Source organism: Paenibacillus sp. FSL H8-0048 (assembly GCF_038002825.1).
In the GTDB taxonomy this organism is placed as follows: Bacteria; Bacillota; Bacilli; order Paenibacillales; family Paenibacillaceae; genus Paenibacillus_AQ.
Window position 1 is genome coordinate 7,077,839 of sequence record NZ_JBBODF010000001.1, and the last position, 12,205, is coordinate 7,090,043.

Annotated in this window: 12 protein-coding genes; 9 read left to right on the forward strand and 3 right to left on the reverse strand. The window is 52.7% G+C overall.

Features of this window, described 5'->3' with window-relative positions:
* Positions 1-97: 97 nt before the first annotated feature.
* Positions 98-901 (forward strand): metal ABC transporter permease, encoded by an 804-nt coding sequence (locus NSU18_RS30545; RefSeq protein ID WP_341018096.1) that lies wholly within the window; start codon positions 98-100, stop codon positions 899-901.
* A 90-nt stretch (positions 902-991) separates the two neighbouring features.
* On the forward strand, positions 992-1,723 hold the full coding sequence (locus tag NSU18_RS30550) for a cytochrome c biogenesis CcdA family protein (RefSeq protein WP_445321831.1): 732 nt from the start codon (positions 992-994) through the stop codon (positions 1,721-1,723).
* A gap of 7 nt (positions 1,724-1,730) precedes the next feature.
* On the opposite strand, the gene splB is transcribed toward NSU18_RS30550, so the two are convergent.
* Complete coding sequence (gene splB, locus NSU18_RS30555) at positions 1,731-2,807, reverse strand: spore photoproduct lyase (protein ID WP_341018099.1); 1,077 nt, start codon at positions 2,805-2,807, stop codon at positions 1,731-1,733.
* A gap of 193 nt (positions 2,808-3,000) precedes the next feature.
* On the opposite strand from splB, the gene mntR reads away from it, so the two are divergent.
* From mntR to NSU18_RS30570, 3 genes are all read left to right on the forward strand, one after another.
* The gene (gene mntR / locus NSU18_RS30560; RefSeq protein ID WP_036698430.1) at positions 3,001-3,426 is read left to right on the forward strand and encodes a transcriptional regulator MntR; all 426 of its coding nucleotides are present in this window, start codon (positions 3,001-3,003) and stop codon (positions 3,424-3,426) included.
* Positions 3,427-3,603: 177 nt separating this feature from the next.
* Positions 3,604-5,280: a family 10 glycosylhydrolase gene (locus tag NSU18_RS30565; protein WP_341150851.1), complete on the forward strand. Its 1,677-nt coding sequence runs from the start codon at positions 3,604-3,606 to the stop codon at positions 5,278-5,280.
* A 64-nt stretch (positions 5,281-5,344) separates the two neighbouring features.
* Positions 5,345-6,325: a patatin-like phospholipase family protein gene (locus NSU18_RS30570; RefSeq protein ID WP_341150852.1), complete on the forward strand. Its 981-nt coding sequence runs from the start codon at positions 5,345-5,347 to the stop codon at positions 6,323-6,325.
* Positions 6,326-6,470: 145 nt separating this feature from the next.
* On the opposite strand, the gene NSU18_RS30575 is transcribed toward NSU18_RS30570, so the two are convergent.
* Together NSU18_RS30575 and NSU18_RS30580 are read right to left on the reverse strand one after the other, a co-directional pair.
* Entirely contained in the window at positions 6,471-6,809 is a 339-nt protein-coding gene (locus tag NSU18_RS30575; protein ID WP_341150853.1) for a hypothetical protein, read from the reverse strand.
* 7 nt (positions 6,810-6,816) lie between these two features.
* Positions 6,817-7,770 (reverse strand): DUF1385 domain-containing protein, encoded by a 954-nt coding sequence (locus NSU18_RS30580; protein ID WP_445321880.1) that lies wholly within the window; start codon positions 7,768-7,770, stop codon positions 6,817-6,819.
* Positions 7,771-7,976: 206 nt separating this feature from the next.
* On the opposite strand from NSU18_RS30580, the gene NSU18_RS30585 reads away from it, so the two are divergent.
* The 4 genes from NSU18_RS30585 (at position 7,977) to NSU18_RS30600 (ending at position 12,174) form a co-directional block, all read left to right on the forward strand.
* Entirely contained in the window at positions 7,977-8,468 is a 492-nt protein-coding gene (locus NSU18_RS30585; RefSeq protein ID WP_341150854.1) for a YqhR family membrane protein, read from the forward strand.
* 76 nt (positions 8,469-8,544) lie between these two features.
* Positions 8,545-9,615, forward strand: coding sequence for a M24 family metallopeptidase (locus NSU18_RS30590; protein WP_036731914.1), 1,071 nt, complete (start codon positions 8,545-8,547; stop codon positions 9,613-9,615).
* A 45-nt stretch (positions 9,616-9,660) separates the two neighbouring features.
* The gene (efp, locus tag NSU18_RS30595) at positions 9,661-10,218 is read left to right on the forward strand and encodes an elongation factor P (protein WP_036731916.1); all 558 of its coding nucleotides are present in this window, start codon (positions 9,661-9,663) and stop codon (positions 10,216-10,218) included.
* 702 nt (positions 10,219-10,920) lie between these two features.
* Positions 10,921-12,174 carry an aspartate kinase gene (locus NSU18_RS30600; protein ID WP_341018110.1) on the forward strand — a complete coding sequence of 418 codons (1,254 nt, stop codon included), beginning with the start codon at positions 10,921-10,923 and terminating at the stop codon, positions 12,172-12,174.
* Positions 12,175-12,205 lie beyond the last annotated feature (31 nt).

Below are 12,205 nucleotides of genomic sequence, written 5' to 3' on the forward strand. Positions count from 1 at the left end.
GGGAGGGATCTCGAAAAGGGTTTGATAAAGGGTTTGATAAAGCTTTTCGCATGATTCGCATGAAAGGTTTATATTTGAAAGGTAGGAGACATTCATCTTGGAAATCCTGTTTAGTGATTTTTTCCAGCGGGCGCTGGCCGGCGGGCTGATGATTGGCATTACGGCGCCGCTAATCGGCGTTTTTCTGGTGCTGCGGCGTCTGTCCATGATTGGAGATACACTGGCGCATGTTACGATTGCCGGGGTAGCGCTGGGTTTTCTGACCGGCTTTTATCCGTTGGGGGCGGGGCTGATCTTTGCGGTCGTGGCCTCATTTGCCATTGAGAAGCTGCGCAAAGCCTACAAAAGCTACGCTGAGCTGTCCATTGCGATCATCATGTCGGGCGGTGTAGCGCTGGCCTCACTATTTTTCACCCTGGGCAAAGGGTATAATGCAGATGTAATGAGCTATTTGTTCGGCAGCATCTATACGCTCAATACAACGGATCTTGTCGTGGTGGGAATCGTAACGATTGCGGTTGTAGTCGTCGTAACCTTATTCTTCAAGGAATTCTTCCTGCTCAGCTTCGAGGAGGATGCGGCCAGTGTCAGCGGACTTCCGGTGAAGCTGCTCAATATGCTGATTACGGTGTTAACGGCTCTGGTGATCAGTACGGCGATCAAGATTGTCGGCTCGCTGCTGGTCTCTGCGCTGTTGACCATTCCTGTAGCCATTAGTCTGCTGCTGTCCCGGAGCTTCAAGTCTTCAGTTATTCTGTCGGTGGCGATTGCCGAGATTGCTGTCACTTCCGGACTGGTCATTGCTGGAGTATGGAATCTGGCTCCGGGAGCAACGATTGTTCTGCTGTTAATTGCACTATTGACTCTAACCCTCATCGGCAAAAAAGGGCTGCCAGCCTAAAAATTAAGCGTACAACCGGCCGCCCTTTGCACCAACTACATAACTGTATCTGTACTGTTGCTACATGAAGTGACCCGAGTGACCCCGACTATGGAAGGAGATGCGCCCGTGTCCAACCTGAATGCAGGAATCGCTTTTGCCGCCGGAGTGGCGTCATTCATATCGCCTTGCTGCCTGCCGCTCTATCCCTCTTATCTATCTTATATTACCGGCTTATCGGTCCAGGAGCTGAAGAGCGGCAGCAACAGCAAAGAGGTCCGTCTCCGGACCCTCTCGCATACGCTGGCGTTCATATTGGGCTTCTCGGCAGTGTTCTATACGCTTGGTTTTGGAGCTGGCTTGTTCGGTGAATTCTTCAATGGCCAGCGGGATTTGATCCGTCAGTTGTCGGCAATCTTAATCATTGTCATGGGGCTCTTTCTGCTGGGGATATTCCAACCGCAGTTTCTGCTCCGGGAACGCAAGCTGGAGCTGCGATGGAAGCCTGCCGGGTACCTCGGCTCCTTCATTTTCGGCATCGGATTCTCGGCAGGCTGGTCGCCCTGCATAGGTCCCATTCTAACTGCTATTATTGCGTTATCGGCCAGTGATCCCGGAACATGGTTTACAATGATTACGGCATACAGTATCGGCTTTGCCCTGCCGTTCTTCGGACTGGCCTTTTTCCTGGGCGGGGCGCGCAAGATCCTGAAATACTCCAACCTGCTGATGAAGCTGGGCGGCGGGCTGATGGTATTCATGGGCATTCTGCTGTTCACCGACCAGATGTTCCGCATTACGATTTGGCTGCAGGGCATCACGCCGCGCTGGCTGATTTTCTAAGAGAAACTTAAGTGAAATAATCAATCCCCGCTTCCGGAAATTGTTCAAAAATCCGCTCTGTGATGAATTCGCGCAGGGCGGTTTGCTGTTCGTCCGGGTAGACATATTTGTTCTGTCCCCATTTCCCCCATTTCTTCTTGCGTTTCTCAATATCCATCTCCAGCTTCGACTTCGGATAACGCTTCTCGATCACGGTCTTGGCCGTCTTAGTGAAGCGGTGCTGGATCATCTCAAAGGTCAGCCCCTTGCCAATTCCCGGCGGCAGCGCATGCGCCAGCTTCTCCAGCAGCTCGCTGTAGCCTTCTTCCCAGCCGTCATGCCAGATAATAGGGGCAATGATGAAGCCCAGCGGATACCCGGAACGGGCGATCTGTCCGGCGGCCTCAATCCGTTCCTCGAAACGTGAGGTGGCTGGCTCAAAGTTCTTAATCACATAATCTGCGTTCACGCTGAAGCGAACACGGGTATGGCCGTTATGCTTCAGCTTCAGCAGCGGCTCGACATGCTGGTATTTGGTCACGAAGCGCAGCCGCCCGAGCGGCTCTTCCGCCATGAATTCGATCAGCTCCGTCAGCGAGCCGGTAATATGCTCAAGGCCAAGCGGGTCTGAGGTACAGGCTGCTTCGAATGTCGTAATTTCCGGGGAGCGCTCGGTGATATATTTTTTGGCTGCATCGATGATGTCCCCGGTGTTGACATAGACACGGATGTAGGGCTTCGCACCCAGCGTGGTCTGCAGGTAACAATAATGGCAGTGGCCCATGCACCCGGTGGCAATAGGAATTGCATAATCGGCAGACGGCTTCGACTGGTCAAAAGTAAGCGTCTTGCGCAAGCCGACCACAAGCGTCCGTTTGGCGATTTTGTATTGCTCGACTTCCGTCTCGCCCGGCAGATTGGTGATCCGGTTATGCGAGGTGGTCATGCGGTAGGGAATATTGCGGGACTTGACCCACTCCATAATCCGCTCCCCTTTGGGATAATTCAGCGCATCAGGTTCAAAGAACACCAGTTCCGGGATGAAGAGGCCGGTGGGCTTGCGTATTCTTTTGGCAGGAGGGCGTTCGGGTGTGATTAAGCTCATGATTTCACGCTCCTTAGGGATGAGGATAACGTTATTGTGCCAATCCGCAGGCGAATGGAATCATGGTAAACATCACTAAGCGGGGAAGCGGATGACCGGCAGGACTTGCCAAGGAGCGGCAGAAGCATGTATCATTGTTAGAGCAAGGCCCGGTCCCACCGTTACGCTCATTATAGAAAAGAGGTAAGCTAGAATGCCAACACCCAGCATGGAGGATTATTTGGAGCGCATATACAAGCTCATCGACGAGAAGGGTTATGCGCGGGTCTCGGATATTGCCGAGGGGCTGGAAGTCCATCCCTCCTCTGTGACCAAGATGATCCAAAAACTGGATAAGGACGAATATCTCATCTATGAGAAATATCGTGGGCTTGTCCTAACAAGCAAAGGAAAAAAAGTGGGGAAACGTCTTGTGGACCGCCATCAGCTGCTGGAGGAGTTCCTCGGGATTATTGGGGTACAGCAAGAGCATATTTATAAGGATGTTGAAGGCATTGAGCATCACTTGAGCTGGGATTCCATCACCCGGATCGAAACGCTGGTGGAATATTTCCGCCGGGATGAAGCGCGTGTGCAGACCTTGTACGATATTCACCATGAGATAGCCAGCGATTCATAAACGTGGCTTTTTTTGTTTGATTAGCGCAACCTTTCCAGTTTTTTTACGTCAAAACGGGTACCGTTCCTTTTTCACCTAAGGAAGGCTTCCGTTTACAAAAGAACGGCCTTCTCCCTGAACAGAGGATGAGAGGGCTGTTTTTGTACATAAATATAATTTTACAATCTGGGAGGAATTATGAATTACCGTAAATGGATTATGGCATTACTTGTGCTTATATTGTGTCTTCCGGTGTGGACGCCGAAGGTCAAGGCAGCTTCTGTGCAAATCACCATTGAACTGGATGGGGAGACGCTGAACCCGGATGTGCCGCCTTATATTACACGTACTAACGTTACGATGGTGCCGGCCGGAGTGATTAGCCAGGGACTGGGTGCCGGTGTGAAATGGGATCAGGCCAGTAAGACAGCAACCATCAGCAAGGATAATAATGTACTGCAGCTGACCAGCGGCAAAACAAGCGCAATCGTTAACGGTGCTGCCGTCCGTCTGGATACTTCTGTGCAGATCTCGCAGGGGCGGGTGATGGTACCGCTTCGCTTTGTAAGCGAGCAGCTTGGGCTTCAGGTAGTCTGGGATCAGGCTACGAAGCATATTTCCTTATATTCCGGCATGGAGATCGGCGGGCCTTCTACACCTGTGACGCCGACCGTTCCGACAGTGCCTACACCAACGGTACCTACGCCATCTGTGCCTATCCCAACGGTGCCGTCACCAACCGTACCTTCCATTCCTGGTGTCAAGACCGGGAAGGCGATGAAGGGTGCCTGGGTATCTACCGTGTATAATCTGGATTGGCCCTCAACGTCTTCGGCAGGCAATCCGGACAAGCAGAAGAAGGAGTTCGACAGCCTGCTGGACAAGCTGAAGGCGGCCGGATTCAATAGTGTATTCGTCCAGGTCAGACCTTCCGGTGATGCGCTCTATCCTTCACAGATCGTGCCCTGGTCCAAGGTGCTTAGCGGGACTCAGGGTAAGGAGCCCGGCTATGATCCGCTGGCCTATATGGTTAACAGTGCCCATAGCCGGGGAATGCAGCTGCACGCCTGGTTCAATCCGTTCCGGGCTACAACCGACGCTTCTACCAGCAGTCTAGCCCCTAACCATGTCGCTAAGCTTCATCCGGACTGGATTGTTAAGGCGGAGAACAAGCTGTACATCAATCCGGGGATTCCGGAAGCGCGGCAGCATATCATTGACACGGTGATGGAGGTAGTCAGAGGATATGATGTCGACGGGGTGCATCTGGATGATTACTTCTATCCGTCCAATGTAGCTTTTGCCGATGACACAGCCTTCAAGACCTACAATACACAAGGGATTACCAGCAAAGGCAACTGGCGGCGGGATAATATCAACCAGTTCATCCGTCAGCTGGGGCAGGAGATTCATGCAGTGAAGCCTTCCGTCTCTTACGGAGTCAGCCCGTTCGGGGTATGGCGCAACAAAAAAGCGGACAGCACCGGCTCAGATACTACAGCAGGGGTGTCAGCCTATGATGATATGTATGCGGATGTGCGCACCTGGATTCAGAACGGCTGGATCGATTATGTAGCCCCGCAGGTCTACTGGAGCCTCTCTTTCAGCGCCGCCCGTTATGATAAGCTGGTGGACTGGTGGGTGAATGAGGTTAAGGGAACGAAGGTTAAGCTGTACATCGGTCTGGCTTCCTACAAGGTTGGAGATACCAAGCAGACAGCGGAATGGCAGAGCGGAGATCAGATTATCAACCAGCTCAAATATAATGAGAAATACGATGAGGTATCAGGCAGCATCCTGTTCCGGGCGAATGATATTGTGGTTCGTGACCCGTACGGGCTGGCCAGTCTGCTCAGCTTCTATTTCAAGAGTTAAGTCATGAATAGTCCCCCGTGCTCATAGATAACAATACATTCTATGGAACGGGGGTTTGTCATGTATGGAGATTAACGCAGTATTTGAAGGCGGGGGAGTCAAAGGAATTGCCCTGGCAGGTGCGGTGGAGGCGACGGAACGCGCGGGACGCACCTTCGGGCGGGTAGCAGGAACCTCATCCGGTTCGATCATTGCCTCGCTGCTGGCAGCGGGGTACAGCGGGGAGATCATGAGCCGGATTATCCGGCGAACACCGTTCACCTCTTTTCTGAAGCGGGGAGCACTCTACAACACCGCCTTTGTTGGGCCGGCCTTGCGTGTGCTGCTCAAGAAAGGACTGTACTCAGGTCAGGCGCTGGAATCGTGGATACGCGGCTTGCTGCTGGAGCAGGGGATAGTTACGTTCCGGGATCTGCCGCGCGGCAAGCTGCGGGTGATTACATCGGACATTACCAACGGGCGGATTGTGGTGCTGCCTGATGATCTGGTGCTGTACGGGATCGAGCCTGAGCGCTTCGAAGTTGCCAAGGCGGTGCGGATGAGCTGCAGCATTCCGTATTTCTTCGATCCGGTGATCCTGCGGCTGGCCGGAGAGGCGGCCCGGGGGAAATCGTTCAGCGGGCAGCTGGTCTATATGGTGGACGGGGGAGTGCTGAGTAATTTCCCGCTCTGGCTGTTCGATGAGAAGAAGGACGGCTTCCTCTCGCCGCAGCGCAGGACACCAACGATCGGCTATCAGCTGATCGGGAAGACGGCTCCGCAGCCTCATCATATTACGGGGCCATTCAGCATGCTGGAGGCAATGGTGGAGACGATGCTCTCCGCGCATGATGAACGCTATATTGAGACGGATAAATTCGTTCGTACGGTCAAAATCCCTACGCTGGGTATCTCCACCACCGAGTTTCATATTACACAGGCACAGACGGACGCCTTGTATACGGCGGGCATCGCAGCCGGAGAAGAGTTCTTCGCTAACTATCGTCCGGCACCGCCGTCCTGCACCCGGAGGGAAGCCCTTGATCCCGCAGGTTCAAGGCGGTAACAAAATAACCCCACAAAGTGCGGCTTTAGCTTAGAAGATGAGTCAGGTGCTTTGCGGGGGCCCCAAAAACAAAAAAAGGCATCCCGCACGTGATTTGATCACGTGGGGATGCCTCTTGCAGCTCTACTTCGTTAACATTCAGTATTCAGTGATATTTGGGCAACTGATCGTCATTCTTACCCTTGCTGCCTTCGATGACCTGGAAGGGATAGCTTTTGCGCTTACCGGGTGAACCAGTGGTCTTGCGGATGCCGGCAACCTTGGACATCGTCTTGGCTGAAGGCTTAACCTTGGTGCGCGAACGGCCGGGTCCGCCGCCCATTCTTCCGGGGGCTACCTTGTAGGCGTAATACAACAGTCCCAGCAGAATCAGGGGTAAGATGAAGATGGACAGGGCCATCAGGCCGCGTGCCATAATATCTACCACCAGGCCCCATACGGCAAGAGCTGTTGTAATCCAAAATATCAAAGCATGTCTGATCATGGGCTAATCATCCTTTCGCAGGATCCAAAATGCCGCCTGACACACTTGCCTCCGAATATCCTTTTGCTTCAATTGCAGCGTCCAGCTCCCGCATCCGGTTGAAGGAAGCGATCGACACCTCTACCATATCGTCCTTAGGCTCCTTGGTAGTCAACAGCTGCAGCCACAGGCCCGGGTACCCCAGATACTTGAGGCCGGGAATATCTCTTACCGCATTCGTGCCCTTCAGTACCTCGAACGAGATTCCAATGACCACCGGCAAAAGAACGATACGCTGCAGCACCCGTTCCATCAGGGAATCCCACGGGACGACTGAGTAGATAATTACACCGAGGATAATCGTCAGCATCATGAAGCTGCTTCCGCAGCGGTAATGCAGACGGCTGTATTTCTGTACGTTCGCTACGGTCAGCTCTTCACCGGCTTCGAAGGCGCTGATGACCTTATGCTCAGCTCCGTGATACTGGAAGAGCCGCTTGATCACTGGCGTCTGGGAGATCGCCCAGAGATAGACGAGCAGGAGAACCAGCTTAATGCCGCCTTCCACAAGGTTGTGCAGAATATAGTTGTCAAATACATTCTTGAACAAAAAATCTTCTACGAATACCGGGACCAGCGTAAAAATCAGCTTGCCGAACAGGAAAGACAAAATCCCCATTACAGCTACACCGAAGATCATTCCGAGGCTCCAGCCTTCGTCCTTCTTTTTGTCCTTACCCTTCGCCTGCTGCTTGGCAAGCTCTTCCGGCTCCGTCTCGTCCTCGGCATAAGATTCTGCCGAATAGTTCAGATGCTTCGAGCCTTTGGCGCTGGAATCTATAATACTGACAATGCCGCGAAGCAGCGGAATCTTGCGCAGTTTAAGGACCCAGCTCTTATCGCTCTTCGGCACCTCCAAAAATGTAATCTCCTGATTCTTTCGTCTTACTGCTGTTACGTTGACATGCTTGCCGCCGAACATGACGCCTTCGATGACGGCTTGGCCGCCGTAACTGGGAGTTTCCTGGGACAACCAATTCACCTTCCCGTATATTGATATGATTTATATAATACATTGTAACTAATTTTTAAACACATTACTAGTTGGATTGCCGTCAGTTGTACATACTAGGCATAGAGAGCGGAGTGGAAACCGGATTAACCCCATACCGAAAGAGAGGCGGCTCTATGAGTTCTTCCAGCAAGCCCAAAAACGTTCAGACGAATCCTTTTTATTTCTCCATTGAACTAGGTTATTTCGCCGGTTTAATCTGGGGGGGATTGCACTGGCTGATGTATGTTCTGCACTTTACCAAGGTCATTCCGGGTTTTTTGGCGGAGCCTTTTTTCAAGCATGAATTTCTGTTGACCCCTGCCGGACAGCTGCTCGGTTATTTATGCTTCATTGTACTCTCCGTATTGGCTTCCCTGATCTACGTGTTTATTTTCCGGAAGCTTAACGGCCCTTGGCCTGGGATGATATACGGGGTGCTGTGTTGGTCGGTCCTGTTCCTTGCCTGCTCGCGCTTATTCCTGCTCCAGCCTCCGTTCAAGCTGCCGTGGAACACGGTCATCAGCGAATTCTGCCTGTTCCTGCTCTGGGGATTATTCATCGGATATACGGCGGCAATCGAGTATACGGATGAACGCAAACGCGAACAGCAGACGAAGCTGGCTTAGGCCCTTCGAAAAAACTTCTCAGTTGGCCTGCCGCTATGGTAAAATACAATGTGGCTATTTCGAGAGGAGAATGAAAATGGGCAACAAGCGCGTCTCCAAGCTGCGTAAGGTTCTGCAGGAACTGGGACTGGATGCGATGTTAATTACCAGCGGATATAACCGCCGCTATTTGAGCGGGTTCACCGGCTCCTCCGGGTATGTACTGGTTACCGGTGATGACAGTTATCTGCTGACTGATTTCCGGTATATGACACAAGCCTCGGAACAGGTGAATGGCCTCAAGGTGGTACAGCATGACTCCAAATTCATTGACACCGTGCGGGAACTGCTGCCGAAGGGCGGACAAGTCCGCGTCGGCTTCGAGCAGGATGATGTGACCTTCAGTGCGTACACCGCTTATGCGGAGGCTCTTGCCCCGGCAGCTATGGTACCGGTGTCGAAGGCTGTTGAGAACCTGCGTATGTTCAAGGACGAGGAAGAGCTGGCTGTTATGCAGCGGGCTGCCGATCTGGCAGACGCCACGTTCAGTCATATCCTGAATGTGATCAAGCCGGGCATGACGGAACGCGACGTTGATCTGGAAATGGAGTTTTACATGCGTACGCATGGTGCAACTTCGTCTTCATTCGATACGATCGTCGCTTCCGGTGAGCGTTCAGCTATGCCGCATGGAGTAGCGAGCAGCAAGGTTATCGGGAACAACGAATTCGTCACCTTCGATTTCGGCGCGCTCCTGGACGGTTACTGCTCCGATGTGACCCGTACGATTGCTCTGGGTTCACCGGACCCTAAGCTGAAGGAGATCTACGATATTGTGCTTGAAGCGCAGCTTCATACGCTGGCGCATATCAAGCCCGGCATGACCGGCCGTGAATGTGATGCCCTGGCCCGGGATATCATCACCCGTTACGGGTACGGTGAATACTTCGGCCACAGCACAGGCCATGGTCTCGGGATGGAAGTACATGAATGGCCGCGGTTATCCAAGCTGGCGGATGAAGTCATCCAGCCGGGGATGGTTGTTACTGTGGAGCCGGGAATCTATCTCTCGGGCCTTGGCGGCGTACGGATTGAAGATGATATTGTCATTACCGAGAGCGGCATCACGCTGCTGACACATTCATCGAAGGATTATTTGGTACTGTAAGACACTATCATTCAGTTCATTTATGGATTCCAGGAGGGATTTTTTGTGATTTCAGTTAACGATTTTAAGACAGGCCTGACCGTAGAAGTAGAAGGGGACATCTTCACCGTCCTAGATTTCCAGCACGTGAAGCCGGGTAAAGGCGCAGCCTTCGTCCGCTCCAAGCTGAAGAACCTGCGTAACGGCAATACGGTTGAGCGTACCTTCCGTGCAGGCGAAACGATTGGCCGCGCCATCATCGAGAACCGTGGCGTACAGTACCTGTATGCAAGCGGCTCTGAGCATGTGTTCATGGACAACGAGACTTACGACCAGTTCGAATTGACAGCCAAGCAGCTCGAATGGGAGCTTAACTTCCTTAGAGAGAACATGACCGTAAATATCGTCAGCTACCAGGGCGAAATCCTCGGGATCAACCTGCCGACCAGCGTAGAGCTGAAGGTTACCGAGACCGAACCGGGCGTGAAGGGTAACACGGCTCAAGGCGCAACCAAAGCTGCTGTTCTGGAGACCGGTCATACGGTTCAGGTACCGCTGTTCATCAACGAAGGAGACGTTCTCCTGGTCGATACCCGCGAAGGTAAATATATCTCCCGCGCGTAGGAGTCTTTTTGGATTCCAAATGTAACTTTGAGGGCCTCCCCGCTTGATGCGGCGGAGGTCTTTTTGCAAATATAAGGGAACTCCTTCTATTTCCTGCTGAAACGGAACCGTCCTTCAAAAGAACGGCAAAGCCGTTTCCACTTGTGTGGCAGGCTGGCCGAGAGGGAAGAAGTGATGGGAAAAGCGGATGAAAGGGATAAATCCCTCTGATTTAGCGGGAGGTTAGCTAAACGGGGGGATTAAAGGTATTAATCCCTTAGATTAAGCTAAAAGTGGACAGGACGGGTAAAATCAAAGGGATAAATCCCTCAGATTGGTAAGAAGCGGATGGCACACTAGGAATTAAAGGGATAAATCCCTCAGACGTACGTCTCAGGTGGGGCTGAATGTGGAGTGAAGGAGAGTAATGAGGAGCACTAGTGCACCAGAATTGGGCCAAAGTAGGCTGGATGAGTGAATGAGGAGCACTAGTGCACCAGAAATGGGCCGAAGCGGGCTGGATGAGTGAATGAGGAGCATTAGTGCACCAGAATGAAGCCTGAGCAGGCCGTGGCGGGCTGGAGATTAAGGCCGGGTTCATCAAAAATGGGCATATTATTTTGTGAAACCATTAACGCATGTTATGATTTTCGTATTATACTGTGTTAAAGCGTTAACCAAAATTCAAGCTACTTTAGAGCGAAATAGGGAGTGAATGGAACTTTGTCACTTTATGTCATGAAATTCGGGGGCAGCTCCGTCGGCGATGTTGAACGCATGAAGCGGGTCGCCGGGCGGATCGCAGCCAAGCAGGATGAAGGACATCGCTGCGTTGTGGTGGTCTCCGCTATGGGAGATACCACAGATGATCTGATCGATCAGGCGAAACAGCTGAACGGTCAGCCCCCCGCACGCGAGATGGATATGCTGATGACTACCGGAGAGCAGATCTCCGTTGCGCTTCTGTCGATTGCGCTTCACGGAATCGGCCGGAATGCCGTATCCTATACAGGCTGGCAGGCCGGGTTCCGTACCGATGAGACCCACGGCCGGGCACGGATCAGTGAGATTGTTCCACGCCGGGTGCTGGAGTCGCTGGAGCGTGAGCAGATTGTAATTGTAGCCGGCTTCCAGGGCATGACGCTGGATGGCGAGATCACCACGCTGGGCCGCGGAGGCTCGGATACGACGGCGGTTGCGCTGGCTGCAGCGATTAAAGCGGATGTCTGCGAGATCTACACTGACGTCGACGGGATCTACTCGACTGACCCGCGTATTGTGAAGACGGCGCGCAAGCTGAAGGAAATCTCCTATGACGAGATGCTGGAGCTGGCGAATCTCGGGGCAGCCGTGCTGCATCCGCGTGCTGTGGAATATGCCAAACGATATCAAGTGAAGCTGGTCGTAAGATCAAGCTTTAACCATAATGAAGGTACTGTGGTGAAGGAGGAAGCAAGCATGGAGCAGGGTGTAGTGGTAAGCGGAATTGCCTATGACAAGAATGTGGCCCGGATCAGTATTCTGGGAGTTCCTGATGTACCGGGGGTACTTGCGCAGGTATTCGGCAAGCTGGCCGATGAGGGCGTGGATGTTGATATTATCGTGCAGAGCGGGGTGCAGAACGAGACTGCAGATTTCTCCTTCACTGTAGCGCTTGGCGATCTGGTGAAGGCCAAGGAGGTCATCGAGGGGCTGCACAGCGTATTGCCTTACCGTGAAGTGACCTCTGAGGACAGTCTGGTCAAGGTGTCGATTGTCGGCGCCGGGATGGTCAGCCACCCGGGGGTTGCCGCCAAGATGTTCGAGGTCATCTCGAATGAAGGCGTGAGCATCAAGATGGTCAGCACCTCCGAGATCAAGGTATCGTGTGTGATTGAATCCGGCAACCTGCAGCAGATTATTCAGGCGCTGCATACCGCTTATAACCTGGATACAGAAGAGCAAGCCTTCGTGGGAGGTCCGCAGGACCGCCGCTAAGCCTGCCGGAAGGTATCGTAATTACAGAAGA

Coding starts and splice junctions, on each gene's coding strand:
- NSU18_RS30550 (WP_445321831.1), top strand. CDS start 992: ATGGAAGGAGATGCGCCCGTGTCCAACCTGAATGCAGGAATCGCTTTT.
- splB (WP_341018099.1), bottom strand. CDS start 2,807: ATGAGCTTAATCACACCCGAACGCCCTCCTGCCAAAAGAATACGCAAG.
- mntR (WP_036698430.1), top strand. CDS start 3,001: ATGCCAACACCCAGCATGGAGGATTATTTGGAGCGCATATACAAGCTC.
- NSU18_RS30565 (WP_341150851.1), top strand. CDS start 3,604: ATGAATTACCGTAAATGGATTATGGCATTACTTGTGCTTATATTGTGT.
- NSU18_RS30570 (WP_341150852.1), top strand. CDS start 5,345: ATGGAGATTAACGCAGTATTTGAAGGCGGGGGAGTCAAAGGAATTGCC.
- NSU18_RS30575 (WP_341150853.1), bottom strand. CDS start 6,809: ATGATCAGACATGCTTTGATATTTTGGATTACAACAGCTCTTGCCGTA.
- NSU18_RS30580 (WP_445321880.1), bottom strand. CDS start 7,770: ATGTTCGGCGGCAAGCATGTCAACGTAACAGCAGTAAGACGAAAGAAT.
- NSU18_RS30585 (WP_341150854.1), top strand. CDS start 7,977: ATGAGTTCTTCCAGCAAGCCCAAAAACGTTCAGACGAATCCTTTTTAT.
- NSU18_RS30590 (WP_036731914.1), top strand. CDS start 8,545: ATGGGCAACAAGCGCGTCTCCAAGCTGCGTAAGGTTCTGCAGGAACTG.